Annotated in this window: 26 protein-coding genes; 3 read left to right on the top strand and 23 right to left on the bottom strand. The window is 30.6% G+C overall.

All coding sequences use genetic code 11. The features are described from left to right. Positions 1–9: 9 nt before the first annotated feature. The 4 genes from ABZP37_RS10925 to ABZP37_RS10940 form a co-directional block, all read right to left on the bottom strand. On the bottom strand, positions 10–690 hold the full coding sequence (locus ABZP37_RS10925; RefSeq protein ID WP_366182949.1) for a hypothetical protein: 681 nt from the start codon (positions 688–690) through the stop codon (positions 10–12). Continuing rightward, positions 690–2,171 carry a DarT ssDNA thymidine ADP-ribosyltransferase family protein gene (locus tag ABZP37_RS10930; protein WP_366182951.1) on the bottom strand — a complete coding sequence of 494 codons (1,482 nt, stop codon included), beginning with the start codon at positions 2,169–2,171 and terminating at the stop codon, positions 690–692. The genes ABZP37_RS10925 and ABZP37_RS10930 overlap by 1 nt, the downstream gene beginning before the upstream one ends. A 314-nt stretch (positions 2,172–2,485) precedes the next feature. Further along, positions 2,486–3,121 carry a recombinase family protein gene (locus ABZP37_RS10935; RefSeq protein ID WP_366182952.1) on the bottom strand — a complete coding sequence of 212 codons (636 nt, stop codon included), beginning with the start codon at positions 3,119–3,121 and terminating at the stop codon, positions 2,486–2,488. Between the two features lie 148 nt (positions 3,122–3,269). After that, positions 3,270–3,560 carry a hypothetical protein gene (locus ABZP37_RS10940; RefSeq protein WP_366182953.1) on the bottom strand — a complete coding sequence of 97 codons (291 nt, stop codon included), beginning with the start codon at positions 3,558–3,560 and terminating at the stop codon, positions 3,270–3,272. A gap of 142 nt (positions 3,561–3,702) precedes the next feature. On the opposite strand from ABZP37_RS10940, the gene ABZP37_RS10945 reads away from it, so the two are divergent. Continuing rightward, complete coding sequence (locus tag ABZP37_RS10945) at positions 3,703–3,987, top strand: helix-turn-helix transcriptional regulator (RefSeq protein ID WP_366182954.1); 285 nt, start codon at positions 3,703–3,705, stop codon at positions 3,985–3,987. A gap of 58 nt (positions 3,988–4,045) precedes the next feature. Then, on the top strand, positions 4,046–4,435 hold the full coding sequence (locus ABZP37_RS10950) for a hypothetical protein (protein ID WP_366182956.1): 390 nt from the start codon (positions 4,046–4,048) through the stop codon (positions 4,433–4,435). On the opposite strand, the gene ABZP37_RS10955 is transcribed toward ABZP37_RS10950, so the two are convergent. The 13 genes from ABZP37_RS10955 to ABZP37_RS11015 all read right to left on the bottom strand — a co-directional run bounded on the left by ABZP37_RS10955 (position 4,432) and on the right by ABZP37_RS11015 (position 22,248). Beyond that, a complete protein-coding gene (locus ABZP37_RS10955) occupies positions 4,432–4,737 on the bottom strand; it encodes a DUF726 domain-containing protein (RefSeq protein WP_366187531.1) in 306 nt (101 codons plus the stop codon). The two genes, ABZP37_RS10950 and ABZP37_RS10955, sit on opposite strands and share 4 nt — an antisense overlap. Before the next feature lie 16 nt (positions 4,738–4,753). After that, positions 4,754–6,409 carry an IS66 family transposase gene (locus tag ABZP37_RS10960; RefSeq protein WP_366182942.1) on the bottom strand — a complete coding sequence of 552 codons (1,656 nt, stop codon included), beginning with the start codon at positions 6,407–6,409 and terminating at the stop codon, positions 4,754–4,756. 49 nt (positions 6,410–6,458) lie between these two features. After that, positions 6,459–6,797, bottom strand: a complete 339-nt coding sequence (tnpB, locus tag ABZP37_RS10965) for an IS66 family insertion sequence element accessory protein TnpB (RefSeq protein WP_366182941.1) — start codon at positions 6,795–6,797, stop codon at positions 6,459–6,461. After that, the gene (locus ABZP37_RS10970) at positions 6,797–7,078 is read right to left on the bottom strand and encodes an IS66 family insertion sequence element accessory protein TnpB (protein WP_366182939.1); all 282 of its coding nucleotides are present in this window, start codon (positions 7,076–7,078) and stop codon (positions 6,797–6,799) included. The genes tnpB and ABZP37_RS10970 overlap by 1 nt, the downstream gene beginning before the upstream one ends. Positions 7,079–7,118: 40 nt before the next feature. Next, positions 7,119–7,760 (bottom strand): DUF726 domain-containing protein, encoded by a 642-nt coding sequence (locus tag ABZP37_RS10975; protein WP_366182957.1) that lies wholly within the window; start codon positions 7,758–7,760, stop codon positions 7,119–7,121. Positions 7,761–7,837: 77 nt separating this feature from the next. Continuing rightward, positions 7,838–9,796 carry a DUF262 domain-containing HNH endonuclease family protein gene (locus tag ABZP37_RS10980; RefSeq protein WP_366182959.1) on the bottom strand — a complete coding sequence of 653 codons (1,959 nt, stop codon included), beginning with the start codon at positions 9,794–9,796 and terminating at the stop codon, positions 7,838–7,840. Continuing rightward, the gene (locus ABZP37_RS10985; RefSeq protein WP_366182961.1) at positions 9,786–11,258 is read right to left on the bottom strand and encodes a DUF262 domain-containing protein; all 1,473 of its coding nucleotides are present in this window, start codon (positions 11,256–11,258) and stop codon (positions 9,786–9,788) included. Before ABZP37_RS10985 ends, ABZP37_RS10980 begins: the two co-directional genes overlap by 11 nt. Before the next feature lie 51 nt (positions 11,259–11,309). Then, positions 11,310–12,362, bottom strand: coding sequence for a hypothetical protein (locus ABZP37_RS10990; protein WP_366182963.1), 1,053 nt, complete (start codon positions 12,360–12,362; stop codon positions 11,310–11,312). An 8-nt stretch (positions 12,363–12,370) separates the two neighbouring features. Further along, positions 12,371–15,412 carry a DEAD/DEAH box helicase family protein gene (locus ABZP37_RS10995; RefSeq protein ID WP_366182965.1) on the bottom strand — a complete coding sequence of 1,014 codons (3,042 nt, stop codon included), beginning with the start codon at positions 15,410–15,412 and terminating at the stop codon, positions 12,371–12,373. A 2-nt stretch (positions 15,413–15,414) separates the two neighbouring features. Further along, a complete protein-coding gene (locus tag ABZP37_RS11000; protein ID WP_366182967.1) occupies positions 15,415–17,325 on the bottom strand; it encodes a site-specific DNA-methyltransferase in 1,911 nt (636 codons plus the stop codon). 29 nt (positions 17,326–17,354) lie between these two features. After that, a complete protein-coding gene (locus ABZP37_RS11005; protein ID WP_366182968.1) occupies positions 17,355–18,122 on the bottom strand; it encodes a DUF4391 domain-containing protein in 768 nt (255 codons plus the stop codon). Between the two features lie 4 nt (positions 18,123–18,126). Continuing rightward, the gene (locus ABZP37_RS11010; protein WP_366182970.1) at positions 18,127–21,294 is read right to left on the bottom strand and encodes a helicase-related protein; all 3,168 of its coding nucleotides are present in this window, start codon (positions 21,292–21,294) and stop codon (positions 18,127–18,129) included. Positions 21,295–21,396: 102 nt separating this feature from the next. Continuing rightward, positions 21,397–22,248, bottom strand: coding sequence for a hypothetical protein (locus ABZP37_RS11015; protein ID WP_366182972.1), 852 nt, complete (start codon positions 22,246–22,248; stop codon positions 21,397–21,399). Positions 22,249–22,386: 138 nt separating this feature from the next. On the opposite strand from ABZP37_RS11015, the gene ABZP37_RS11020 reads away from it, so the two are divergent. Then, entirely contained in the window at positions 22,387–22,653 is a 267-nt protein-coding gene (locus tag ABZP37_RS11020) for a helix-turn-helix domain-containing protein (protein ID WP_366182974.1), read from the top strand. A gap of 398 nt (positions 22,654–23,051) precedes the next feature. Here the strand turns inward: ABZP37_RS11020 and ABZP37_RS11025 are convergent, their stop codons facing one another. The 6 genes from ABZP37_RS11025 to ABZP37_RS11050 all read right to left on the bottom strand — a co-directional run bounded on the left by ABZP37_RS11025 (position 23,052) and on the right by ABZP37_RS11050 (position 26,786). Continuing rightward, positions 23,052–23,720 carry a hypothetical protein gene (locus tag ABZP37_RS11025; RefSeq protein WP_366182976.1) on the bottom strand — a complete coding sequence of 223 codons (669 nt, stop codon included), beginning with the start codon at positions 23,718–23,720 and terminating at the stop codon, positions 23,052–23,054. Positions 23,721–24,275: 555 nt separating this feature from the next. Then, the gene (locus ABZP37_RS11030) at positions 24,276–24,665 is read right to left on the bottom strand and encodes a hypothetical protein (protein WP_366182978.1); all 390 of its coding nucleotides are present in this window, start codon (positions 24,663–24,665) and stop codon (positions 24,276–24,278) included. Positions 24,666–24,839: 174 nt separating this feature from the next. Continuing rightward, positions 24,840–25,193 (bottom strand): hypothetical protein, encoded by a 354-nt coding sequence (locus ABZP37_RS11035; RefSeq protein ID WP_366182979.1) that lies wholly within the window; start codon positions 25,191–25,193, stop codon positions 24,840–24,842. Between the two features lie 13 nt (positions 25,194–25,206). Further along, complete coding sequence (locus ABZP37_RS11040; protein WP_366182980.1) at positions 25,207–25,521, bottom strand: hypothetical protein; 315 nt, start codon at positions 25,519–25,521, stop codon at positions 25,207–25,209. A gap of 113 nt (positions 25,522–25,634) precedes the next feature. Next, a complete protein-coding gene (locus tag ABZP37_RS11045) occupies positions 25,635–25,919 on the bottom strand; it encodes a DNA-binding protein (RefSeq protein WP_366182982.1) in 285 nt (94 codons plus the stop codon). 81 nt (positions 25,920–26,000) lie between these two features. Beyond that, positions 26,001–26,786: a hypothetical protein gene (locus ABZP37_RS11050; RefSeq protein WP_366182984.1), complete on the bottom strand. Its 786-nt coding sequence runs from the start codon at positions 26,784–26,786 to the stop codon at positions 26,001–26,003. Between the last annotated feature and the right edge of the window lie 31 nt (positions 26,787–26,817).

The raw sequence follows: 26,817 nt of genomic DNA on the forward strand, positions 1-26,817 counted from the left end.
TTGATATTTTTAAAATAGGGATGTTTGATTGTTGTCGTCAGTGTTTTTTGGTTTGTTTGTTTTTCTCTTTTTAATTTCTTTAAGAGGTTCTATTTCAGTTTGTCTATTTTTTCTTTCAATAATTTCCTTATATAATTCAACTTCATTGGGATAATTGTTTTCTACAAAAGCCTTAACTAAAAATGCATGAGACAATGGTTTCGTTGGATTTAGAACATCACAATTTGTTTCATAATCTAATAGTACAATATCTTGCTTTTGTGATGCTTCTTTTAATCTTACGAGAATATCCGAAACTTTATTTTCTAAAACCCACAAATAGCTGGGTAGGTAAATTTGAATTCTTGCATCAATATAATTTAATAGTTCTGTTCCATTAATCCCTTTTCTATGTCCTAATGGTTTTCCAAATTTACGAACCGTCCTTTTGAGATTTTTCATTGTATCATTTAGAAACATTTTTTCATCAATGTCTACACTTTCAAAAACTTTTAGTGCTTGCCAAATACCTTCAACGGATTTTGCTGTTTCATTTTCAGAAAATGGGACTGGTATATCTCCATGGGGATAAAATGGGCTCAATTTCACTAATGCTGTTGGAGCTTTTGAAGTAACATCAACTATTTTGGCATTTGGATATTTAGCTGATAAGGTTTTCTCCTGCTTCTTTCTATTTTCAACGTATATCATTAGTTATAGGAATTGATGTTTGTAATATGCTCAATAGGAATCCAAGTTTTTACAAGAACTTCTGCTTGATATCGTTTTTTGTCTAATGTATCTAAATCAAAATAATTTTGAGAAAACAAATCAAACCTCAAAGATTCAATAAATTCAATTGTATCATTATTTTCATGTCTATTGTCTGTGGCATTCATGTTTGAAAATCTGGTGTTTTCAAAATAGCACACTTCTATTGATACTTGTAATAATATTGGATTGGTAATTCTTCCTTCCCTCATTGCAACGTGTTTCATAGGGTGGTCTTTTACAAAACTTAATCTAACAAAATCTTCCAGCCCAAAACTTTCATCTAAACTTCTACCTAATGCGCTATTTCCCGTCATAGGTATAACGATATTTCTTATATCACAATGATACCATGAGTATAACCCGCCATTTTCTTTAATTGATTTTAGGTTAGATTTGGCTGTGAAATGGTAAAGAGTAGAAATTCCATTTTCTTGAAGTACCCTTTGAAAATCTCTCCAATTGGCTTTTTTATTTAAAAGTGCTTTTAATTTATTTTCTTTTTCTTTTCGCTTATCTTCTTCGTGCTTTTTTTTGATTAATTCTAGTTCTCTTTTTAGTTTTAATACTTCATATCTTTTTTCCTCTTCTTCCTTTAATATTTTTGCTTGTTCTGCTTGTTTTTTTAGTAGTTCTTCTTGTTGCTTTTTAAATACTTGTAATTCCTTTTCTTTATATTTTTCTTTCAAGACCGTTAATCTTGCCAATTCCTTTTGATAGGTTGGTTTTATTGAAATTTCAAGTTGATTAATTAGAACTTTTACTTCAACAAGTTTATTTTGATTAATAAGGTTTTCAAGGGTTGAGAGTTTTTGTTTTGTCTGATTTTTGTAAATTTCCTCTTGCCTTAATTTTATATTTTCTCTGGTTGTATGTTTTTGAAGTGTTGAATTATTAGTTAATATTGTTTCAAGTTCTTGAAAGGATTTTTCAAATTTAGAAATAGAGATACCTGCTAATTCAATTTTATTATTTATTTTGTTTATGCTTAATTGAGTGACCATTTTATGTATCCTTTTGTCAAGCGATGAAGTATCGGGATAACTGGCTGTCTTAATTTGTGATTCAGTAAAATTAAGTAATGTTAGTTTTTCTTCTAAAAGACTGAGTTCTTTTTCAAGTTCGTGAATTTCAAATAGTCTTTTGCGTTTCTTTTTTTCTTTTGGTCGACTCACCAATTTTGAATCTTGTTCAATTATTTCAATTATTTTCTTTGCTTTTTCAAACTCTGTAATAGGTTTTAAAATTTTTTTTCTTTCATTTTCATCTTCGGTGTTTTTTGCTTCTTTATATATTTCTGCTTTATTGACTCCTATTTCAACAATAGCGATTGCATCCAGATAAATTTCATTATCGGTTTTATACTTCTTTTTCCAAAAGAAATTTTTAATTTTTCCCCAAATTTTATTAAAAAAGGTCATGTTGTTATTTACTATAAAATGTTATGTAAAAATTGATACTTTTTTCACTTCAGATATTAAAAGTATGTTGGTAATATTTATTTTTATAGAAAATAGTAAAAATAGTATTAATAATGAGATATTTTTAAATTAGTTACTTAACTTTTATAATTGATTGTAATTAGTATTTTCGACCTATATTGTATTTAATAAATTAACGGCTCTTTTGATATAGGAAAAATTCCAAAAAAAAAATTTCCGAACACCATCGTACCCCACCTATACCAATATACCCCTCCCTCCCTAGAGGGGCGGTAACTGGAGGGAGGGGGTATTCAAATCATAGAAAGAGTCAACATCAAATCTTTTACCTTTTTTACGGTGTTTGGGGAAACGTCATAACCTTTGCTTTTATCACTTGCCAGTTTTGCCATGTCTCTAAGTGACATTGTAGGATTTGATTTTATTACCTTAACAGCTCTACTGTGTTTTGCTAATGTTTCCTCTGGAGAATCTTTGGTTTCTTTCAATCTCCCTTTATAGGCTCCACGTAAACGTGCTTGAATTATCCCCTCAGATTGTCTCTCTAACAAAGAGGCTTTTTCAAGTGAACTCAGCTCACTTAGAATTGTAGTAATGAGATTAAATACTGGATTGGCTTTGCCGTTAATCATTGATTCTAGTCCTAAATTATCAATCTTTACAATTACTCCTTTATCATAGAAAAACTGTAATGTTTGTAAAACGTTGATAGTAGACCTTCCAGCTCTATCGATTGCATGAAATGAAATGTAATTTATTTCTCCAGCTTCAACTGCTTCAACAAGTTTCTTCCCAGCTGGTCTTTCTGCAAATGGAATTGAACCGCTTATCGTATCAATAAATAATAGTTCATCTGGATGGGATTTTGCCAGCTGGCGTAGGTTAGATTGTTGACTGGTGCTTTGGCGAATGTATCTGGCTCTTTTCATAATTAGATTATTTTAGGTGAAATTTGGAAAAAGTGTGCATTTTTAGGATGGTGTATTTTGCACGATTTAATTGGTTGATATTGTTGAGTAATGATTTTTTATAATGTGAACTGTATGGCTATAACCTAATTTTTCACAGGACTGAAGGTTATTTACCTTCAATCCAATCTAAAACATCCACCAGCATATCACAGTAAACATCTTCGACCTCTTTTTTTACCTCTCCTTTTTTATTTAAAAAAGTGATTGTATAAGTGTCAATCCAATTTAATTGGATTCTAACAGTTCCTTTGTGTTTAAATCCATTCACTTTGAATTGTAATCCTCCTTGATATTCCTTTGATTCTGGTAATGCCATGTAGTTTGTAGAACCATAAGCCATTAAAGCCCATTTGTCAGCGAATTTGATTTGTGCAATGATTGTTTTAGCGATTTCCATTTTGTTACAATTATAAAGTGATACTTGATTAATACATTACAAAGATAAGTAATACTTGTCTATTAAGCAAGCTTTATTTAATATTTATTTAAATTAGTTAAGCTATACTTGATTAATTTGTTATATTTGTAAAAAAAATCAAATGGCTGTACTTAGATTAAAAGAAATAATGGCATCAAAAGGAATGTCAAGGGATGAACTATCTTCAAGAGTTGATGTTTCAACTACTACTATATCAAATATTTCAAGTGAAAAGAATTTACCAACTATTCAACTTTTATTAAAAATAGCAGAAGTACTTGATGTTGATGTTAGAGAATTATTTGTCTCAACTAAGGGAACTTCTATAACTCAATTGGAAGTAGATGAAGCTAAGGAATTATTTGAAAAAGGTCTTGGCATATTGAAGGGAACTTATACAAAATAGCGTTTTTTATCTTCAACTAATTGATGTTTTGAGATATTTATAATAAAGAGATATAAATATGGAAATTGAATTACAAACAGGAAGAAAGGTACAAATTGAAGCTTTTAATATGAGCAAAACTTACGGAGGTTTATTAGTAGGTAAACCATTTGAAGCTATGAACGATAGTATTATAGGGTTGGTAAGTTATTCGAAAGATTGGGGTAATCGTAAAGCATTATTGAACAAAGAAGACATGTACGCTTCAAAAAACGTTTTAAAACCAATAATCTATTCAGTTTGGTTAACATCAGATGTTGTCCCTCAAGAATCCAAAATAAATGATTCCAGCACAATTGTGTTGCTATGGTTTGGCGAAGACCCCAAAGGTAAATCTATAAACGACATCATTAAACAAGAAATTTTTAATTTTGATTGGGATGAACATGCTGAGAATATTCAGTTTTAATTACATGTTTTCAAAATTATATTAAATTTTATTTTTTCTTTCCATTTAGATTCTTTAACATAGTAATGATATATTAAAGAAAATTTTCTAATATATTCAGTATGTCCCTTTACAAATTTTGATGAATTAACATTTATTACCTTTCTATTATCAATTTCACTGAGTCCAATTGGAAAGACTGAGAGCATTCCAATTCTATAGCCACTACTAAGAACTAAATCATGAATTGAAAAATAATTGAATATGTGTTTTTTTACGTATCCACCCGAGCAACTACATGTTGTTTTATACGATGCGATTATTCATAGGAGCGTAATGTTACAATGGTGTAGATTCCGCTAGTTGCTTGTAATTGTGGGGATACAAGTCTTTAATATTCTTGTGGTTTATAGATTGGATATTCTCAAGGGTATATTTTAGCCACTCAAAAGGATTTACGTTATGTTTTTTGCAGTTAGTAAAAAAGGTATAGGCCATAGCCGCTCTTTGAGCAGCATCGTGCGATCCGGCAAAAAGATAATTCTTTCTACCTATGGCTACTGGTCTGATTGCATTTTCCACCAGATTATTATCTATTTGCAAGTTGCCATCTAATAGGTATGCCGATAAATTATCCCATCTTGTTTGAGAGTATGCAAGAGCTTTGCCAATCTGACTTTTTGGTAGGGTTAGTTTGATTTGCAAAAACATCCATTTACCTAGTTCGTTTATAATAGGTAAGCTTTCCTGAAGCCTCAGCTCTTTGATTTGCTCAGGTCTAAGGTTTTGTTCTTTTGTTTTGCGCTCCACCGCATATAGCTTTTGTATTTCAACTAAAACATGTTGTGCTTTTTGCTTGTCATTATCTAATGCTCTTTCAAATTCTCGCCTAGCGTGTGCCCAACAGCCCAGATGAGTAATATCTGATTTTTTTCCATAAGCTTTGTAGCCTGCATATCCGTCTGTTTGCAAGTAACCTTTAAAGTTTTGCAAAATAGGTAGTGCAGCGCTACTTGCACGAGTAGGGCTGTAATTGAACATTACAAGTTTTGATATTGGGGCATGATACACCCAATAATAACCGAGATGCGTTTTGTCTTTTTTCTTGTCGTCTAAAACCTTGATGGTGGTTTCATCAACTTGAAGGTAACCTTCATTTTTGATATCCATAACCAGCTTCTCATACAAGGGTTTTAAAGCATCCATGCTCTGAGCCGCCCAACCATCTATTGTAGAAGAAGCAATATCGATATCTTCTCTAGAGAACCGTTGCTTTTGACGATATAGCGGAAGGTGATCCACATATTTATCTACTAAGATAGTGGCTAGTAGTCCTTCTGAGGGTATTCCTTTATCTATGATTCTTTCGGGTAAATCCCCGATGGATATCTTAGTATTGTCTTTATCCTTAGTCGCGTATTTGTATCGGATATATCTTTTGATTTTAAAGTGTCCCGGAACATAATCAAGCACATCTGTAGTTTCTTTGCCAATACAAACCTGATCAGATAAATCTCCTTCAGGGTAAATCTCGATTTCTTCAACTGGTAAATGATCCGGAAGTTTAGCCCTGCCAGGATGTTTCTTTTTAGAACGAGAATAAGTGATTTCTTCTTTGATAACTTCTTCTTGTTCTTGCAGGAGCTCTTGTTCTAGATCTAAAGGTAAAGTAGTTTGAGAAGGATCTTCAAAACGCTCTCGTTTTTGACCAAACTGCATACGGCGCAGTAATTCTACTAAACGTTGAAGTTCTTCAACTCGTTCTTCTAATTTAAAAGCTTTACCTTCTAATTTAGAAGCTTTACCTTCTAACACGACTTCCTTTTTTTCAAGCTTAACAAGTTTTTTATCTTGTTTGGAGATAGTTTTACCTTGAACAGAAATAGTTTCACTTTGTTCAAAAATAGTTTTATCCAGCACAAACATGTTTTTTTGAGCTTTAGTTAAAAGCTCAAAAAGTTCCTGTTTTGATACGTTATCTAGGTCTATTTCCATAGGCTAAATATACGTCAAAATCCTATATTTACCAAGGCTTAGGGCTGTTTTATTCCAAAGAAAATCTCCTTTTTTTATTGCTTTTTATGATTTGAATTCCTTCGATCATCAACACCAAATCACTCCAATTAATTTGCAATTTAGTACCGGTTGAACCAGCAAAAGTCCCTTGCTCTAAGCGCTTGTGATAAAGAACAAAACCACCAGATTCCCAGTGCAAAAGTTTCATCTGATTATTATTGCGATTGATAAAAATGAATACTTCTCCACTGTGTGCTACGCGTCCTAATTCATTGGTAACAAGACCACACAAACCATTAAAGCTTTTGCGCATATCGCAAACTTTGGGGTAGAGCAAAAAGGTATGTGAACTACTAAGGCTAAACACTAATATAGGTTTACTAAAGCCGAAAGTTCACTTAAATTATCCGTATCCACTCGCAGCACAACTCCATTAGGGTAAACGATTTCGTATTTGTTTTCTAAAGCTAAAACTGGTTTTTTCAGTGCAATAAAACCTCCGCTTTGTGCTTCTTCATTTTTGCTTTTTCGTATCCAATAGCTGAAGGTTCCTAATTTAATACCTGCTTGATCGCAATACCCTTGTTGTGAAAGTCCACTTTGTTTCCAAGATTCTACTTGGGATAACATAAATTCATTTTTGTCCATGTCTAAATTGTTTAGAACAAAACTAATACCTTAGGTTAATCTAAAAAATATGTGGTTCGTCGGGCGGATACTTTTTTACAACTAAAGAAGCTGACACCCACTTTTTAGGATTACTTCCAACTGCACCGCCTAAGAGATGGATTTCACTAATATTTGATTTTAATTCTTTTTTATTAATGTGATTTAAGCAATTATAAATTATTCTTGCTCCTAGTGAATGACCAACAAGAATAAATTCTTTTTTATTACATGCGCTTAAAACTTTTGCTAAACATTCACCAGTATTCTTAGAGTTCCTTACAGCACCATGCCAATAATTATTTAATAATATATCTGCTGTATTTGCAATAATGTTAGTGCGATAAACAATATACTTTAGATATTTAAAATATTTTGGTTTTGGGCTTTCATCTATTTCTAAAACGTCTGGCATAGTTGCCATAGGTATTTTGTCAAATGGTATTTTTTTTGAATTCCATTCTAAATGAAACCATTCTCTATCTGGATATATTCTTAAAACACTTTTTTCCCAGTCTTTACGATTGTCTTTGTCTTCGGAAGTAAATCCACTTATTGTAATTATAGCAGGGTAATTCCCATCTCTATGTTTTGTGATTTTAAACTTATCAATTGAATCTGAAAGGAATATATTTTTTAGAGTTGGTTTTTGAATTTGATTCAATATTTTTTTGTAATCTGAAATTCAATCGATTATCATAATGTGCTTAAATTTACTCTGATTTATTTGTTCTAGTTTAATTATTTAGTATCTAATAATTGACTTTTTAATAAATCTATCATTTTTGTATTATGTTGCTCTATTGCTCCTTCATTCCACTCTAATATGGAATTATCCATCATTAAATACTGTTTTACGCTATCCATATTTTTTAGATAAAATTCTTTTTTATTTAATGGTGAAAAGTTACTCAAACGAGAATTTTTACTATGACTTATTAGACATAAATTTCCAAAACTGTTAAGGGCTTCCGAGTTTTCCATTTTTGGGAATCCTTCCATTGGAGTTTGTGGATAGTAGTGTTCTACAGAGCTTCTAGCACTGAAATCATAACTTTTTATTTTAGCATCATTAGGGGCTAATTTTTTCCAAAGTAAATAATCTACATAGTTAAATAATAAGTTATTTGTAATGTTACCATATGTTAGTTTTTCTTCGTCAATTTCTAAGTCCCAACTGGGTGTTTTTAATGTTTCAGGTTCAAAAATCATTGGATAATAATCTTTAAAATCTTTAGCTAGAAATCGGTTAAACACAAAAGATTTTACAGTGTCTTCTAAGTATTGAATATAATTTATAGGATTTATTTCAGCTTGATAGAAAAGGTAATACAGGGAAGCATTTAACCAATGTTTATAAACCATCGTTGGAATGGAAACATGAAACATCGCTAAAAGCATCAGCACATTTTTATTGTCATCAAGTTCTTGCTCATTATTCTCTAATCCAAAGGAGTTTACATAGCTCACTTTGTTTTTATCATACCACTTTAATCTTTTTAAACTCCATTTGTCAATGCCACCAATAAATTCTCTTTTTATCACATACTTATCGAAAAGAAATTTTGATTTTAATAAGCTGAAAGAAAATGTTTTAGCAAATGATATTTTATCTTCATCTGAATAAAGTAAATTTAATTTTTTATCCAAAAACACACTCAACAATTTCTTATCATCTAATGGAACGTCTTCTTTCGTTTGTATTCTTAAAACATGTAATAAGAAATTTTGAAAATTGATTACAGAAGTAAATCGGTCTGGACTTTCATCTGTTTCCCGATATAAAGATTTAAAGGTTTTCCCAGCTATAATTTCATCAATAGTCAATTGCTCATCACTTTCTAATGCAAAATTAAGTTGTCCATCTAGTTTTTGCTTTAAGTCATCAAAGTCTTTATGTTCAAATCTATTCCAATCATTATGTCCAAAAATAATATGTCTTTGGTCAATTATAAATCCGTACTGAACATATTTTTCCATATTAGAACAAGCTTCCCAAATAAGGTGAAAAAGATTAGTACATTTTAACTTTTCCACTTCGTCAGAAATAGAATTAAAAACTCCTAATAATTTAGCTTTTAAAACTTCGTGCTTCTCTAATTGTTCTCCTCTACTATTCATTATTTCAAAATAATGATTCAGATTTGTGTCATGTGGCACAGGAACACGTAAAATTTTTACGTTCTTAAACAAAAAATCAGCAAAAATATCTATAGAAATTTGATGTTCAGTTAGTTTCTTACTTAGTATAGAATCTGCTAACTCGTAAGCGTCTTTTATTCCAGTATTAAATTCTTTATTTGTTGGGAAATGGTCATCAAAAACAGCTTGTAATGTCTCTGTTGAATTTTTACGGCTGTCAAAAGCTAAATTTAATTTATCGAACCATTCGATTCTATAATTTTTCTTATTTTGGATTACAGATGTTAAGATAGATAAGGTTGTGAGTCTTTGCTGTCCATCAATAGTTTCATATACAATTGAGTTATTCTGCTCCCTCTCATAAACAATCAAAGTACCGATATAATAATTTACCTTGCTTGATTTTCCTTTTGGTAAATAATCAATTATATCTTGAATAAGTTGAGTGATTTGTTCTTCTCCCCACGCATAATTCCGCTGATATGGTGGAATAACATAGAGACTATCTCCATTTAATAATTTTTCAATTGAAAATTCGTATATGCTGTTATTCTCCATAATAGTATTTTAGAGTAGTGAACAATTCTTTTATTCCTTTCGAAGTAATTTCATGATTTCCAGACAATCCCATTTTTGATGCTATTACATTTTGTACGGGAGGTAAGTTCATGGAAAGTATTGTAAAGGGTGTCGTAGCATCCTTCATTAATCTAAACACATTTATTTCGTACAATACATAGTTATCTACTGATGCTAAGTAAACGGCTTGGTGTCGCAATCTTAAACTATATGCCCAAATAAAGAATTTCTCAATAGCTCTTGAAAGCTCAATGTTGCCAAATTTATCAATATAATAAATCAAGGCACAATCAAACATCATTCTTATGTATTTATCACCTGTTCGATTTCTACCATCATAATTTTCCAACACATAAATAATTTCTTTTGCTTTGGGGTCTAAATCTGGATGATTGAAAATTGTACTTTTATAATCATCTAAAACTTTTTTGTAGTGGGTAATCATTTCAAAGAAACGTCTTCCATTAATAATGGTTTGGTCTAATTGAAAAGGAAAATCCATTGGGCTCAAATCAATATTTCTATCATTGTTCTGGTTGTATCCATCTACGTAAAAATGAGAAATTCGCAAAGGTTTAGTGTAGGGATAATTCTGAATATTACCCATCGTAATTCCTTTAAAAAGGTCTGTTTCATTTTTTGTGAAATAACGTGCAGAATTGCCTTTTGACCATGATTTTACTCGGAAAAGATACTCACCAAACAAAGAAACTAATTCGTTTGTTTCCATGTTTTCCCAAGTAGAGATAACTTTAATTTTTTGTTCTTCGTCTGACTCTCCAAACTCTCTCAAGTGATAAGCCTTCAATAAATCATGTGGGTCTAAATCTTTACCTCTTGCATTTTGCGAATCGAAAAACTGAAAAGCTTCAGAAACATCACTTAATACAAACTTGATAAATTGGCATTTATTAAACAAAAATGAAATAGTTTCTTCGTCCATTGAAGCTACTAAACGTTCAATTTCTCGGTAATTATTTTGTATGTTAGCAATTGAAATTTCATTTTTAAATGAAGGGACAACCATGCTTTTTTTTATACTTGCTAATTGTTCCTTTAAGATTTTATTCTCAACAATTACTTCGTTATTTTCAACAGCTTTTATTATGGCTATTGTTAGTAGAATTAGTGTGATTGTACGTTGTTGACCGTCAACTATATTGTACTCAATTATATTGGTTTTATTATTTTTTTCTTGATGAATAACAATCGTGCCTAGGCGATAAGCTGATTTTTCTTTATGAACAATAATATCATCAATTAATTGTATTACATTTTTAGCCTCCCATTTATAAGGGCGTTGATATATTGGAAACTTAATATTAGAATAACTTAACAATGTAGCAACATCAATAATATCAGGTAAAACATTACTTGTATTATTATCTTCATTCGAAGTTTCCTTTTTGTCAACTTCATATAGTTCTTCTAATTCATTCATACCATCTTGATTTAAGTCTTATAAATACTTATTTTGCAACTCCTCAAATATTTATTGAGATAAAATTTCTTTTTTATACATTGAAATAAAGCCACTGTAATTTTTAAAAATTTCATCCGCTATGGCGTAAAACTCTTTTTTCGTTTTGGAAAGATTCTCATGATAATCATTTAAACTTTGTGTGCCAACAGGATATTTTGGATAAAAATATCTTTCATGCTGTAAAGTTTCTCTTTTTAATTCGTCAGTAATTTCAATTCCTTCATCTTCTAAATCTGAAATACTTTTACCAGAATTTCTCTCATACGTAAGATGCTCAAAGCATAAATCAATAAATTTTTCAATTGAATTTATAAGTTTTATGAAACTTTCATCAACATTTTTATTTATGAAATGATTAAGAGAGTCTGCATAGAACTCCCTTAAACTTTTTAAATCTTCATAATGCAGGTTATTATAAAACAAACTATTAGTTACAGTATCTATAATATCTTTTACTCTTCCTTCAGAAGCTAGGTTAATAATCTTTTCAAAAATAAATTTATCTTGATTATTATATCCTTCCGAATTATGGCGTTCTACAATTTTACCGTAATCCAATACAATAGATTTAATAGCCCTTTTAAATGTTGAAGTCAATATTTCTTTCTGACTTTCTTTTACACCTTCAAAAGTGGAGATTCTATGACCTCTCAAATCAAAAGGTAATAGTTCATTTTCTCCAAACGAAGAGTTATTTACTAATATTATTCTTTCCCATCCCAGAACATGAACAGCATATCCAAGTTCAATTAATACATTTGGATTTGGCGTTAATCTGCTTTTGGATAATCTATTAACTAGAGTATTATTTATTAAACTCACATCGCAAATAAAAATATCTGATTCGGCTATTTTATTGAAAATTGTTTGAGTAATAGCTGGGCTACCGCTCTGGTCTTGTGTGTCACGGTCGAGATTTAATTCTACATTAAAAGTATTTTCACCACCTTTTGCTTTCGCTTTAAGTTGTCTTATGGCTCTATCAAGATTTGAATAAATAAAGTTTTTATTTTTAATTTTATCAGATTGCCACGAGTAAAATATTGTGAATTTATTTTTCATTAGTATTATTAATTCTCTTTATTCAATGTATAAAGTTCAACATCAGCCAAGTCAGTAGCTACAATCATTTTGCTACCAATAGCATTAAAATGTCGTTTTCCACATTTGATTTTAGCTTCTTCTTTTGGTCTTAAATCAAACAGACCTGTGCTACCTTTAGACTCTACTACAAAGAATAATTTTTCTTCGTCTTGGTCTTTCCACATAATCGCCCAGTCAGGGTTGTAGGTTCCTAATGGTGTATCAATTTTAAACCAATCTGGTAGTTTAGCATAGACTGAAATATTGGTGCTGTTTTCAAATTCTTTAGCCAAATTGGATTCTACAGTAGAATCATAAACAACATAGTTGTATGGTGACTTGGAGCTCTCTTTCAAATTGCTTTTCAGGTATCCAAAAAGCTCTTTGTTTTCAAACATTTCTTGACTGTAATACTGTGCATCGCCAATTTTCTTGTAACTGATACCGTCAATGATGTGCAGATTCATTTGTTCGTTGATAATATCAATGCAACCTTCAATAAATTTTTGTGGATTGATTTTAAAGTAGTTCAGTTTTTCTTTACTGATTCCTGTCAAAATCGTTACAATCGATTTACGGGTTAATTGTGTTTCATTCTGTAGGTAACTTACAATATCTGGTAAACGTTCCACCTCATCTTTAATACTTACTGTTTCACTATTGGGGCTTAATTCCGCATCAACTCCACCTGTATTTATTAATACTTTGGCTTTGGTGTAAATTAATTTACCTCTTGTGATTTTGATACGGTCGTTTATGGCATTGATACACTCTTTGACCAAAGAATCCGAATCAAAATTAACAGAGAAAGTTGTTTTGAATTTTACTTTTTCCCATAAAGCTTTGAACTCTGGACTGTCCAAAATTCTTTTATTTACCGATACTAATTTCTTATCGGCTTGGTTCTTAATTTCAAGTCTTCCAGCAGTTTCTTTTAAAGTGCTTAGAATTTGATTAAAAACGTGTTCCTGTTCCTTAAACTCTTCAGGAATATCAACTTTGTCTGCTTTAATATCTATTTTTAGTAAGTCCTGAACTTTTCCTTTAACATCAATATAACCTTTGGCTATAAAATGCTTAAAAAGCTCCTCTGATTTTTCTTGTCCTAAATAAACATTGTGGTCTTCACCGATTTCAACAACAATACCACTAAAACTATGTTTCTCCAGAATACCGAATTTGATTCCAGTTTCTTTTTCTATTTCTTTTTGTAGGTTGTCTACAAACTCCAAATAGGTTTCTGTAGCCATCACGGTCAAAGTGTTCACTTCATGTCCATAAACACGTTCTCCGTCCTGATTAACGCACAAACGTAATCCACGACCAATTTCTTGTCTCCTTCTTATTTCAGAACCTCCAGCGTCTTTTAATGTACAAATCTGAAAAACATTTGGGTTATCCCAACCTTCTTTTAGAGCTGAGTGAGAAAATATAAATCTCAAATTAGACTCAAAACTCAATAACAGTTCCTTGTCACGCATGATAAGATTATACGTGTCTTCATCTGCGTTGGTAGTTCCTTTGGTGTCTTTAAAATATTCGAATTTTTCTTTTGAATTGCTTTTTTTACTTTTCTTATCAATAGAGAAATATCCATTGTGAACAGCATTTGCCGAAACTTCAACATCTTTTATTTCTCCAAATAAACTAGCGTATTTTGGTTTACGAATTAACTTCAAATATTCTTTTTCGAATATATCTGCATATTCACCATTGGCAACATTTCCATCTTCGTCATATTGGCGGTACTTACTAACCGAATCAATGAAGAACAAAGAAAGCACTTTGATTCCTTGCGGATTCAACACCAATTCTTTGTTTAAGTGTTCCTCAATGGTCTTGCTAATCAAAGCTGTTTTAATTTGCTTATCATCAACATTCCCAATGGCTTCACCTAGTTTTATGATTTCTTCTTTACTGGTAAAATCAATGTATTCACTTCCAGCTACGGCATAAATATCTTTGATGATAAAACCTTCATATTCAGCTCTATCAGTGATTTGTTCTAAATCATCATTTTGTCTGACTTGAACTGATTTTCGGGAAATACTTCCATTTTTGAAAATATCCAGTTCTACTTTAGCAGTTGGAAAACCTTTTGATATTTTTACTTCTACTAAACGGATATATGCATTGTTGTTAATTCCTTCTGTTTGAACAGAACCTACTTCAATTTGTTTTACTAATTTCTTTTCATAGGCATCAACCGCATCCAGTTTGTACATCATATTCATTTTCTCTTCCTTACGGTGGGTAGCTGAATATTTTACAATTGTAAGCGGATTCAAACTTTGAATTGCTTTTCTTCTAGTTGGGGTGCTTATGGTTGTTTGTGGTTCATCAATAAAAACAACTGGATTGGTGTTCTTGATTAAATCCAATGGTTTGTATCCTAATGAATCACTGTATCTGTGGATAATGTTTGCTGTTTTCTTAACATCATCTGGATTATCAAAACTTTTGGCGAAAGCATCAATATTAATAACCATGATTTCTAAACGGTCATTGGTAGCAAAATCACGTACTTCGTTTAGCTTACCAGAATCATAGATAAAGAAATTGTAATTCACATTGTCATACAATTCTCTTAAATGGTCTCTCGTAATTTGTAATGATTTATAAACTCCTTCTTTGATTGGAATGGATGGTACAACAATTATGTGTTTTGAAAAACCATACTTGGTGTACATTTCTAAAATGGTTCTCAAATACACATAAGTTTTACCTGTACCTGTTTCCATTTCAATCGTAAAATCAAGATTTTTTCTATCGACTTCACTTCTTGTTGATGGCTTTAAACCATTAGATAATTGGATTCTTTGTACATTATCCAAAATTTGCCCTTCGGTTAAAAGCATGCGATTTCCATAACCAATTTCAGTAAATTCCAGATTTTGTTGTTTGGCTAAAAACTCTGGAGAATATACCGTAAAATTAGAGTCACATTTTTCTTGACCACTAAAAATGGAAACGATTGCATCAATGGCTTCGTGCTGGTAGTTTAACGAACTATCAAATTGTATTTTCATGCTTATATACTTTTTATTTCATTAATACCAAAACGCTTCAAAGTTTGAACTGAGTTGGTTTTTTCTACATCACCAAAACCAGCATCTTTAAAGATTACTCTGCATCCTTCTGGATTTAGTTCTTCTTTCCATGCACCAATTCCTTCCGCTACTTTGTTGGTGATACCATCAGCTAAACAAATGAATAACGCTCCAAAACCAACACTAAATACTTTTTTACCTCCAATTATTTTTTCTTCAATTGGTAGAGTAAGGTCTAAACCATATTTTAATAAAATTTCAAACAGTACATCTTCTTCTGTGCGACCCGTTTTTATGTTATCTTGTGAATCAAATAAGTCATCTAATAAATTATCTGGATTACCATCCCAACCTTTGATGTTAGAACTATCTAGTTTAAAAACCTTAAAACCTAAATCTAAATCTTTAACTTTATCAGGATTTTCTTCTAATATTTTTTGTCCTACTCTTCTGATTCGCTCTTTTCCAATTTCAGTGATTGTTTTATAACCTAATTTAAAAGCCTCACTTTTCACTTCTGTTTTCTCTGGTAGTTGTACTTGTATATATTTTCTATTTCCACCATCTTCTAAATTAATTTGTGTAACGGCATGCGCTGTAGTTCCTGAACCCGAGAAAAAATCTAAAATAATTTCATTTTGAGTGTTACACATTAAAAGTATATTTTGTAACATTTCTAAAGGTTTAGGATTGTCAAAAATAAGGCTTCCAAATACATTTTTTTGCCATCGTGTATCGATTGAATTATCTATGTACCAAAAACTATCAGGAACTGAAAAATCCTTTCCAGTCAAATAAGACTTAATTCTAGGAGGAGTTTCAGGGTCTCCGAAATAAATCATTTTTTTACTCAATAAATCTTCAAGTTCTTCTTTTGATTTAGCCCAACCTCTTGGTGGTATCGGACATTCTTTACCAGTTTCAGGATTTGTTATTGAATAATTTCTAGCTCCACCTTCACGAGATAAATTATCATCCATAAAAATTCCAATATCATCAATTTTATTCCATCGACTTAAATGAGCATACTTTGGACGTTTATATAATTCTTTTATTTCATCTAAAATTTTGTCTAAAGGCATGTCTTCCTTTTTGAATTTATGGTAAGCTTGTGCAACATCTTTAGCACCTTTTTTTTCAAGTCTCCAAATTTCTTTATTTACCAAATTAAAATTTTTCGAATAACATAAAAAATATTCGCAAGACACGCTGACTAGGTTTGCTTGATTTTTATTAGAATTATTTTTATGAATAAATTTTGCAATGAAATTAGATGAACCAAAAATTTCATCACAAACTTTTTTAAGATTATCAATTTCATTGTCATCTAATGAAATAAATATTACTCCATCATCTTTTAAAAGGTTTTTTGCTAATTGTAATCTAGGATAAATCATATTCAGCCAATTGGAATGGTATCTTCCATCACTATCTGAATTTGTAGTTAGCTTGTTACCCTCATTATCAACTTGTCCAGTAATTTCTTGATAGTTTTTGAGATTGTCTTTGTAGTTATCTTTATAAACAAAATCTTTTCCTGTGTTGTAAGGCGGGTCTATGTAAATCATCTTTACTTTTCCAGCATAACTTTTTTGCAAAAGCTTTAATACTTCAAGATTATCACCTTCAATGTATAGATTTTCAGTAGTATCCCAATTAACACTTTCTTCTTTGGCTGGTCTTAATGTTCCTGTACTGGGCTTATGTGCTTCCCTACGAGCTTGAGCTTTACCAGCCCATGTAAAACGGTAGTATTCCTCTTCCTCTTCGACTTCTTTTCCTAAAATATCTTGAAGTACCTTAAAATCAATTTTACCTTCGGTTACTACTTCAGGAAAAAGTTCTTTTAAACGACTGATATTATCATTAACTATATCTAAACTTTGAGTCAATTCGTCTCCTTTTTTAATTTGTTCTACGCTCATAGGGTACTTAATAAATTTGTGATAGTCGAAATTTCTTTTCTTTTCTTCTGGATTTCAACGTTTAAAGAAACTCTGGTGTTGAGTTGGGTTTCTTTTTTAATTTGGTTAGACAAAGTAATGATTTCTTTTTCTATTTTCTGGATAGTTTCTAAATGTTTTAGGTCGTCTTCGGTTCTTGCTGAACTTCGTTTGTTGAATGTTCCTGTAACTTGTGCAGTTTGATATTGTACTATAGCACTAGTGTAACTTTTGTATAGGGTTTCGAGGTTCGTTTTGTCTAAAACGGCAAAATCTAAACCTTTGAAGAAAGCATTTACAATCTCATTTTTGTATAATTTTGAAATAATAGGTGAGTTGATATACGCTTCAATTGTTCGTTTTGATTTATCAACTTGATTGATTTTTTTGTCACAAACATTGACAACAAATTCATCGGCATTTTCCACCACCAAAACAATAGGATACGGTATGTGTTTCTGGAATAAATTAATTACTCTATCTATATTTCCTTTTATAAGATTACCTGATATTGTACAAGTCATTACTTGAACTTCTTCATAAATGTAAATCTCGTTATGCACTACATTAATATTTGCATTTGAAGGTTTGATATTCGCCAACCAGTCCATTACTACAATTTCATTCAAAGCTTTTTTGTCAGCAGAACTCAGTTCAAAGTTTCTCATAAAGAAAGCTTTGCTAATTTTCTTGTTGACAATTGCCCTTTCGGGAATGTTGAATATTTTATTGTAATTGAAACTCATTATTTTATTTAATAATCAAATAACTGATTAATTCTAAATTTTCTTCTTGATTGATTACTGAACTAAGTAATGTCGTTCCACCAGCAGTTGCCAAAGAATCGAGTCCTACTTCTTCCTGTACACCAATCACTTCTTGAATAGCGGTTTTTAATAAATTAGCGTACACCAGCATATTTTTATTAGACTTGGTTTCCTTTTCAAATTCAGAGATTAATTCAGGAATAACTCGGTCATTACCCATACATAATTTTCTGAAATAATCTAAAGCTACCTTGGTTTGAGAAGCTTTGATGATTTCTGTTCCATCAAGACTGATATAGACTAAAAAGAAAGGATATAAGATGTTGTTTTTAAGTTTAGAAGCAAACTCTTCACTGTTACCTTTTAAGCAGAAAATAACGCCTTTATTTACGCTCTCTAAGTTTGTGTTAACAATTGCATAAGAAGCTTTTGGTATGTGCTTTAATTCTTCTAATTCAGTATCTGTACTTTGCTCTAAATTGATTTTAAAATCATTAAAAGTCAAATCAGTAATAGATATGTTACCATGTACATCTTCAAGGTCAATCACTTGGTCTTGTAGTTGTTTTAATTGTCGCTTGCGATATTCTAAATCTTGCATGCGGTTGTCTTGCGAAATAATGTTGTCCTCACCCGTAGCCGATACATCGAGCATTACCATACGACCTTGAACACGAGCCACCAAATCAATAAAACTATCCAGCTCCATAGAAGGGAAGAAATTCACCAATTGAATGTTCTCATTTTTAGACCCAATACGGTCAATACGTCCAAAACGTTGTATAATACGAACTGGATTCCAGTGAATATCATAGTTTACTAAATAATCACAATCCTGAAGGTTTTGCCCCTCTGAGATACAATCAGTACAAAACATTACATCAATTTCATTTTTCTCTTCTGGATAAATTTCAGACCTCTTTTTTGATAGTGGAGAGAAATTGGTCAAAATGGTATTCAAATCTGTTTTGCACTTTGGCATATTGGTTTTATTCGTTCCAGAACCCGTAACCAAAGCAGAGTTTAAGCCGTGTTCTTTTTTTAACCAATCCTGTAATTCATGGTACAAATAATTAGCGGTATCAGCAAAAGCAGTAAATACAATTACTTTTTTATTATCAGGATTTATTGGTTTTTTTAACTTGTCTTCAATTCTGTTTTTAAGCTCCAATAGTTTAGCATCACGTTCTACATCAATTAATTTGATGTTTCCTAGTAATTTGACCAATATGGATTTGTCTAATTTTAGGTCTTGTTTCCATTGAATATTGTCTAAATCTTGAATCAAAACTTTGGTTTTACCACCAACCAATAAATCTTCTAACTCCGTATCATCTAGGTCAATATCATTGATACCTAAGTCCAAGTCATAAGCTCCCGATTTATGATTTTCTATGAGTCTTAAATTTTCATCAATAATAGCAATTAATTTTTCTACCGTTAATTTAAAAGAGTGGATAGAACTTTCTAAACGTTTTAAAAGGTTTACACGCATTAAATATATTAAACTTTGCTCACGGTCAGCTTGTTTAAAAACGCTTCCTGTACCCGTTTCTATATCATATTTTGATTCATACTCTTCTCTTTTATCTGCTCTTACGTAGGCTAGAGGTGTATATGATGCGAGAGTTAATGTACTGATTTCATCATAAATTTGTCCAATATCACTAAACTGACCCTTGGTGTCAATTTCTGGAGTAATCGTTAATGGTGTGAGTCTATTTGGGAAATTCCCAATGTCAGCCATGTCATAATATTTTTCAATATGTTTTCGAGACCTTGCTATGGTCAACATATCTAAAATTCTAAAATAAGAACCATCTAAGCTTTCCATTAATGAATTGACATCAAGATTGTTTGGGTCTCCGTTCTTATACCAATTGGTGAATTTTCGTTGAGCATCTTTCATTACCTGACTGATACTATCAATTCCATGTTGGCTAAAATACCTGTCTTCGCCTTCAGTGATAAATGCTATTTGATTTTTTAAATCGTTCATTTTATTGTTTACAGGCGTAGCTGATAACATTAAGACTTTTGTCCTTATATTTTTTTTAATCACCTCGTCCATTAAACGTTTATAGCGAGTCATACCCTCTCGCTTGGTAGCGCTGTTTCTGAAGTTATGGGATTCATCTATTACCACTAAATCGTAATTCCCCCAATGGATGGTTTCTAAATCAATATCACCTGATTTCCCTCTTTCACGAGTTAAATCAGTATGGTTTAAAACATCAAAATTTAATCGGTCTTCAGCAAGAATGTTTCTTTTATCATTGAGTGTGTAAACCGTCCAGTTCTCTCTTAACTTTTTTGGTGCTAATACTAATACTCTTTTATCATTCCTTAATAGATAGTATTTGATAACTGCCAAGGCTTCAAATGTTTTTCCTAACCCAACTGAATCAGCTATGATACAACCACCATACGTTTCTATTTTATCAATAGCACCAATTACGGCATCTTTTTGAAAATTATAAAGCATACCCCAGATTTTAGTATTCTTAAAACCCGTTCTCTCTAGTTTTTCGTCTGCTCTTTCATTTACTGTTGAATACTGAAATATTTCTTTGATACTATATTTGTAGATGGCTTCTGGAGATATATTGGAAGTTCCTTTTTCTAACAAAGCTTTTACAGTATCGTTTAAAACTGTTTTGCTGGTGTCCCAAGCATTTTTGAATAACGGTAAAAATGCATTTGTCGGTTCGTTAATGTTAACTATACATAAGGGTACTTCTGAGTTCAAAATTCCTAAGCAAACAGAATCTAAGTCCAATGGTGTTAAGGTAAAAGAGTTTACTATACCCTCAGTTTCAATTATTAAAATGTTTTGGTTCGCTACGATACCTTTTCTAATTTGAATTTTATCATCAATTAATCCAAGAACTTGGTTTATTCGATACTTTCTATCCAGTATAAGATTTAATTTATTCTCAGCTTCATTCTGAATAAAACGAAAATCATCTTCAGTCCCAAAATTATTATTTAATAATATCTGTACTTGTTTCGATTGAGAAAATATAGGTAACAATTCAAATAAAGCAAATGCTGTAAAATGGTTGCTACTTATGTATATATTAGAATTAGGAGTGATTGTTTTCTTGATTTCATCAATCAATAGCACGTCTTGGTTATTTATAATTTTCATTTTAGGAAAATGTGTTTCAGTTGGAACTGGTTTTTGAAGGATAAAAATAGGGTTATTTTTCGCAAATAGTTAGCTAGTTTTTAAAAATATGTAAGACGTGCTCTATATATTACGCTCCTTGTCATTCATCCAATTCTGCAAATCAATCCAAATTTGTTTTTCATTAAATTCAGTTGAATCGAAACTGCATATAGCTTTATCCAGTAAATCATTATAGGATAATGCTTTAAATGAATTATTATTTTTAATATTGTTCTTTAGGTTTCCAAGATAGGTTTGACTATCCACTTTTTTTGAAATCGGACATTTTTTTGATTTGTAATAAACCAAATAATTTTCAACTTCGATGTTATTGTTTTGTTTTGAATATGCTTCCGAAAAGCAAATGTTTCGCATCCATTGAAATTCCCCTCCTTTAAAAGGACAAGGTTGGTACTCATTATTTTTAGAAAAAGTCGTCAAATAATCAATGTAATCCCAGTATTTAATTCCTTTTCCAGTTAATGCACATTTACAAGTTTTGTTATTTACTGGATTTGTTTGTGTTTCATAATTTCCATTACATTGAAAATCATAATGCGTTGTACTATCTATTTGAGAACAGCCACCTCCATCAGCCTCAGTAAATTTACTTTCTAAAAATAGGACGCAAGAATCACTTTGAATTACTACATCAATTTGAGTTGAAGTTTTTTCATTTAGTAATGATGAGCTTGTGAATTCAAATATAAACTCCCAATTGGATTCTTTCTTGTCGAAAAACAGGTTTATAATTTTATCTTTTTGAGGTGATAATTTTACACACCCCCAGAAATCAATTGCAAGTGCTTGAGAAGAGTTTGCTCTATCAGAGTCCTTATGCCATTGCGATTTTTTAAAATCTGAAGTAGCACCAAATGACCTGTGGAAAATATTTTTCTCAATTTGTCTTAATTTGTAATTATCAACAACCATATTGTTATTTTTAGATTAAAAATGTAGAATCAATCATTTAAGTATCTCACTTGTTGTGCAATGTAACAATTGAATGTTCAAGTTCCTTACGGTTTACCACATTATGATGAAATTATTTTTTATTAAATTTAATAAAAAATGGAAAATGCAATCATGTTACACAATTTGGCTCCTAAGGATTTAGAACAGCTAATAAAAAAGATAGTTGAAGACGCTCTTTGCAATTTGCCAATTGATAAGCCCGATGAGTTATTGACAAGAGAGCAAGCGTGTTCACTATTAAAGATTAATAAAACCAGCCTTTGGAAATGGACTAAACAAGGAAAAATAATCGCTTATGTGATATCTAATAGAGTTTTATACAAAAAGTCGGAGTTGATGGAAAGTTTGGTTAGGATTAATTAATTTTTATCTTTTTTTAAATTATTAGCTGAGATATTGTAAAGCGTTTGAGAGTCCTACCGTTTTTATGGTGTTGATTATTGATGAAAATCCCGTTTTTTATACCGTAAATGGACTTTTCAGGTTGGAGGCTTTAGAACAAAAGCAGGAGAGTCTGGTGCATTTAGGTATATATAAATAAAGGTTTCTGTTGTTTTAGGTACATAATAATGTGGTTTTTCAGGTTATTGTATGTGATTAAACCTTAAAACTGAAGTCTTTCTTTTTGTATTACTAGACTTAATACTCAGTATATGCTATGGTGGTTTTTCCGTAGAAAAAAGTATGTAATTAAAGCGGTTATATTCTCTTATTTTTATCATTTTGTCCTAAATTTTAGTTGAAATAATATTTCTTGGTATTTAAGTACTTATCATGTTATGGAATAAATCTATCTGTTCATCTGAAACTTTTATCCCTTTGTAATTTTGGAACTTCTGTCCTATTTCGAGTTCAATAAAATAATCCACGAACAAATCAAAAATTATTGTTTCTGATTTAAAATGCTCCTTAATCTTAAGCATATCATCCTGATTAAATTTTAGTTGAAGAAGAACTTCGTACAAATTTACAGTATCACTAATGCTATATTTTGGCAATGATTCCACTTCTGATTCTTCTAATTTTGCAACTAAATCTTCAGGCAAAATTGAGATAGACTCTTCTTCTTTTTTATCCTCAGTTGAATGAGAATTGGCTAATTCTAATGTCAAGAAGTTTAGAAGTTTAGTTTCATTGACCTTAATTTCATGACCAGAAGTTGATGTACGTTTGTCATAATCATAACTTTCTGCTTTAAAAAAATCATGTTTATTCAACTCTCTTATTACAGACCTAATTCCACCGTATTTCATCCCGAACCTTGAAGCTAGGTTGCTATTTGTTTCTTTGCATATTAGATTATTCTTTTGCCAACCAAGAATATAGGAAACAAATAATTTTTGTGTTGATGATAGCTCTGTTGAAGCCATCAAATCATTTTTTACCATTACAAAGTTTTTGTTTTGTTTTTCTTTTATTTTTTCTTTCATTTTGTTTATTATTTTTAATTTTAGACTTGTTTTTTTTCAACAGCAGGTGTTGTAAAACCAGCAGGTGTATGTTGTTTTAGGAACAGGGGAGATGACTTTTAGAGAGCAGGTGTGTGTTCTTTTAACAGCAGGATATGTTGGTTGAAGCTCTATCTATTAAATTAAGTACTAAACTAAATAAGAATAGAAATTAGAAAAAAAATCATATTAACTATTAAATTATGAATTATGGAAATAGTTCTTTTTTAATTATTTTTCTTTTTACTTTTTGTAAATTGAACTTAGCAATTATTACAGTTGAAGAATAATTCATAAATAAAATATTTCAACTAATAATTATTGTTATCTAATTTCTATCAAGAAAGCAGTACTCAGCTTTATATTGTAAATAACATCAACTCAAAATCCTACTAAGCATCAGTAATTTGAAAATAATATCAACACTGCGAAGCATTTTGTTTTTCCGTTGAATCGATATTACTTCAACGAAAAGTAACCTGCGTCTTTCTCAATTGCCACCCCAATTCCGCTCACCCCCTCCAATAGTCATTGGATTTAAAACATCTTACGATAAGAAATCTGGGAATATTTACGAACTATTGCCTTAGCTAATTTCATTTTGTAGGATAGTTTCAAAAGTTCTGCTAGATGATTGTCAGGCATGTTTTTAATAGATGAATTACTTTCGACAATCATTTTAGCTCCATAATAGTAATCATATAGAGCCAAGCAAAAAGGGTCAAGTGTAACTGATTTCTTTGTGACTATTTCATTCCTTCTCATAGGTACTTTTTCGTAAGCATTAAAATATCTTAGGTTCATCAACAAATCAATTTCTTCATCAGTGAAATTCAAATTTTTTAATACTTTTTCATCAAGATACATGCTTTCTAATCCCTCAGTATATGGGAAATCATCATTTTGGGTAGTTTTTGTTTTAAACATTTTATTTATTTTAATTGGTTTATATTATTTATTTTTAGTCATAAGAAGTCCTGTACCCAATTGCTGGGTAAAAAGTGATTTCGTTAATTTTTAATTGTTTTTATCTATTCAGAATAGAATAGAAAATGAGGTGATTCAGTCATTGTCTATCGAGCTTATTAGGCACAAATGAATTCAGGTTGTATTTTTTTTGAATTTCTTTAGGGTTTTTCTAGTGATTTCTTCGAATAGGTTTACATCTTTAAATTGTTCATCTTCAAGTATTTTAATTATAAAAAATATCTGCTCATTAGAGAAATTTATTATATATGTTAATGCTACTATTTCTCCTTCATCATATGTAAAGTATTCTTCAGATTCAGGATATGTTAGGGCAGTTTGAATAAAAAACAGTAAACATCTTATTCCACCATCCATGCCATCCTCACAGCCTCCATTATTTTTAATAAATTGTAGTTTACTATTTATCTCGATAATTAGAGAATCTAAATAGTTCAATTCTTCATTAGTTAATTTTATTTTTTTCATATTGTTTTGGTTTTTATTGTATCGATTTTAAATATTTTCCACCTCTACCTAGTTGCTTTTTTGCATTGTAAATTTCTTTGAGTAATTCATCAAATTGGGTTATTGTTAAAGCTCCCATTTCAGAGGATACCTCATGATGTAAATTTGATTCAGCATACAAGGCAAACATTTCAGAGTCTGTCCCTTTATTTGATTCGGATAATTTTTTTATTTTAGAATATACTTCATCTGTTAGAACTAATAGTTTAGCATACATGCCATTGACTTTAGGTACCACTACACTAATTAAGTTGAAATTGTTATCGGCTGATTTTAATGAATTTTTCATGATTTTTTAAATTTTAAGTTAGGGCAGTTCTCTTCCTGTCCATATTCAAATGGATTTTTTTGTTTTACTATTTTGTGCTTATTTGCTCTCCAGATTAGGAAAGACTTTGAAGTTTATGCGCTGTGATTTAATCGATTGCTCATCAAATCAAAATTACTATTCTGGACTAAAATATTCTCTATCTCAGCAATCGGATAATAATAGATGTCACCAATTTTTGTAAAAGGAAGTAAGTTTTTATCTCGGTAGCTTAGGATAGTATTATCACTTAGACCGAAATACATTTTAAGGTGCTTGTTTCGATAATATCGCTTTGGAGATTGGATATCATCAATTTTAGTTTTAAGCTCTTCTAATAGCTTAATAACTGGCTCGAAGGTTTCGTTTGTTTCTTTCATAGTATCAATTGTTTTATTTTGATACTGCAAAGGTTCACAAAAATGTTACCCACAATTGTTACAAGTTAACAATTGTTAACTTTAGAATTCAAATAGATGAATAGTCTCATTTAATTTATTCAGCAATTTTTCTAAAATTTTATTGTTAGATTCAGAATGTTGACCTCCTCTTAATTTGGATATTTCACTACGAACATCTTTCATAGGTAAAGCCTTGCCTTTATCAGCATTAGCCCTTATTTCAGTAAAACTAAAGTTACTTTCAATGAATTTTGATAGTTGTTCATCGCTTTCAAATTTCAACAAATTTGTTTTCTCAAAAACATGAATTAACATTATAGATTCTTTTTTACTTAGATTAAAAGTTGCCCTGCCAGAATCATTAATAACTTGATTTGATTTTGTGTTTAGTACAGGTAGTTCCTTTTTAGATTCATCTGAAGAAGCGAAATTCAAGAATGATAGTTCTCCATCTAATGAGTTTATAATAAGATTTAATGTTTCTATTTTTACGGAAAAATCTAATTTATAATAGCAGTAAGATTTATTTTCATTAGAAGATAAACTATTCCTAAGTGAATTATCATTATACGTAAATACTTTTAGTTTTTCTTCTAATATAGCTTTTGCTACTTTTGCATCGCTTAAATAAGTACTAATCATAATAGCATCATACTTATTAATCTTAAGAGTGTTTAAAAGGCTTTGAAATTTTAGAAATAAATTTTCATAATATTCTTCTATTGAATCTATATCCCCAATTATATTACCTGCACCTTTTTTAGTTACTAAATAGTAAGTTGGTATACTATGATGTTCAATAGCTCCGATTAGGTCGCTAATTGTGTATGTGTGTGAGTTTTCCATAAATTTGAAAGCCAACAAGTGTTGGCTTTCA

The sequence above is a fragment of the Flavobacterium ovatum genome, from assembly GCF_040703125.1.
Classification (GTDB): domain Bacteria; phylum Bacteroidota; class Bacteroidia; order Flavobacteriales; family Flavobacteriaceae; genus Flavobacterium; species Flavobacterium ovatum.

Coding starts and splice junctions, on each gene's coding strand:
- ABZP37_RS11025 (WP_366182976.1), bottom strand. CDS start 23,720: ATGAAAGAAAAAATAAAAGAAAAACAAAACAAAAACTTTGTAATGGTA.
- ABZP37_RS11020 (WP_366182974.1), top strand. CDS start 22,387: ATGGAAAATGCAATCATGTTACACAATTTGGCTCCTAAGGATTTAGAA.
- ABZP37_RS11045 (WP_366182982.1), bottom strand. CDS start 25,919: ATGAAAGAAACAAACGAAACCTTCGAGCCAGTTATTAAGCTATTAGAA.
- ABZP37_RS11030 (WP_366182978.1), bottom strand. CDS start 24,665: ATGTTTAAAACAAAAACTACCCAAAATGATGATTTCCCATATACTGAG.
- ABZP37_RS10990 (WP_366182963.1), bottom strand. CDS start 12,362: ATGAAAAATAAATTCACAATATTTTACTCGTGGCAATCTGATAAAATT.
- ABZP37_RS10985 (WP_366182961.1), bottom strand. CDS start 11,258: ATGAATGAATTAGAAGAACTATATGAAGTTGACAAAAAGGAAACTTCG.
- ABZP37_RS10960 (WP_366182942.1), bottom strand. CDS start 6,409: ATGGAAATAGACCTAGATAACGTATCAAAACAGGAACTTTTTGAGCTT.
- ABZP37_RS10930 (WP_366182951.1), bottom strand. CDS start 2,171: ATGACCTTTTTTAATAAAATTTGGGGAAAAATTAAAAATTTCTTTTGG.
- ABZP37_RS10925 (WP_366182949.1), bottom strand. CDS start 690: ATGATATACGTTGAAAATAGAAAGAAGCAGGAGAAAACCTTATCAGCT.
- ABZP37_RS11005 (WP_366182968.1), bottom strand. CDS start 18,122: ATGAGTTTCAATTACAATAAAATATTCAACATTCCCGAAAGGGCAATT.
- ABZP37_RS11040 (WP_366182980.1), bottom strand. CDS start 25,521: ATGAAAAATTCATTAAAATCAGCCGATAACAATTTCAACTTAATTAGT.
- ABZP37_RS10940 (WP_366182953.1), bottom strand. CDS start 3,560: ATGGAAATCGCTAAAACAATCATTGCACAAATCAAATTCGCTGACAAA.
- ABZP37_RS10970 (WP_366182939.1), bottom strand. CDS start 7,078: ATGGACAAAAATGAATTTATGTTATCCCAAGTAGAATCTTGGAAACAA.
- ABZP37_RS11015 (WP_366182972.1), bottom strand. CDS start 22,248: ATGGTTGTTGATAATTACAAATTAAGACAAATTGAGAAAAATATTTTC.
- ABZP37_RS10945 (WP_366182954.1), top strand. CDS start 3,703: ATGGCTGTACTTAGATTAAAAGAAATAATGGCATCAAAAGGAATGTCA.
- ABZP37_RS10950 (WP_366182956.1), top strand. CDS start 4,046: ATGGAAATTGAATTACAAACAGGAAGAAAGGTACAAATTGAAGCTTTT.
- ABZP37_RS11035 (WP_366182979.1), bottom strand. CDS start 25,193: ATGAAAAAAATAAAATTAACTAATGAAGAATTGAACTATTTAGATTCT.
- ABZP37_RS11010 (WP_366182970.1), bottom strand. CDS start 21,294: ATGAAAATTATAAATAACCAAGACGTGCTATTGATTGATGAAATCAAG.
- ABZP37_RS10995 (WP_366182965.1), bottom strand. CDS start 15,412: ATGAAAATACAATTTGATAGTTCGTTAAACTACCAGCACGAAGCCATT.
- ABZP37_RS10980 (WP_366182959.1), bottom strand. CDS start 9,796: ATGGAGAATAACAGCATATACGAATTTTCAATTGAAAAATTATTAAAT.
- ABZP37_RS10935 (WP_366182952.1), bottom strand. CDS start 3,121: ATGAAAAGAGCCAGATACATTCGCCAAAGCACCAGTCAACAATCTAAC.
- ABZP37_RS11050 (WP_366182984.1), bottom strand. CDS start 26,786: ATGGAAAACTCACACACATACACAATTAGCGACCTAATCGGAGCTATT.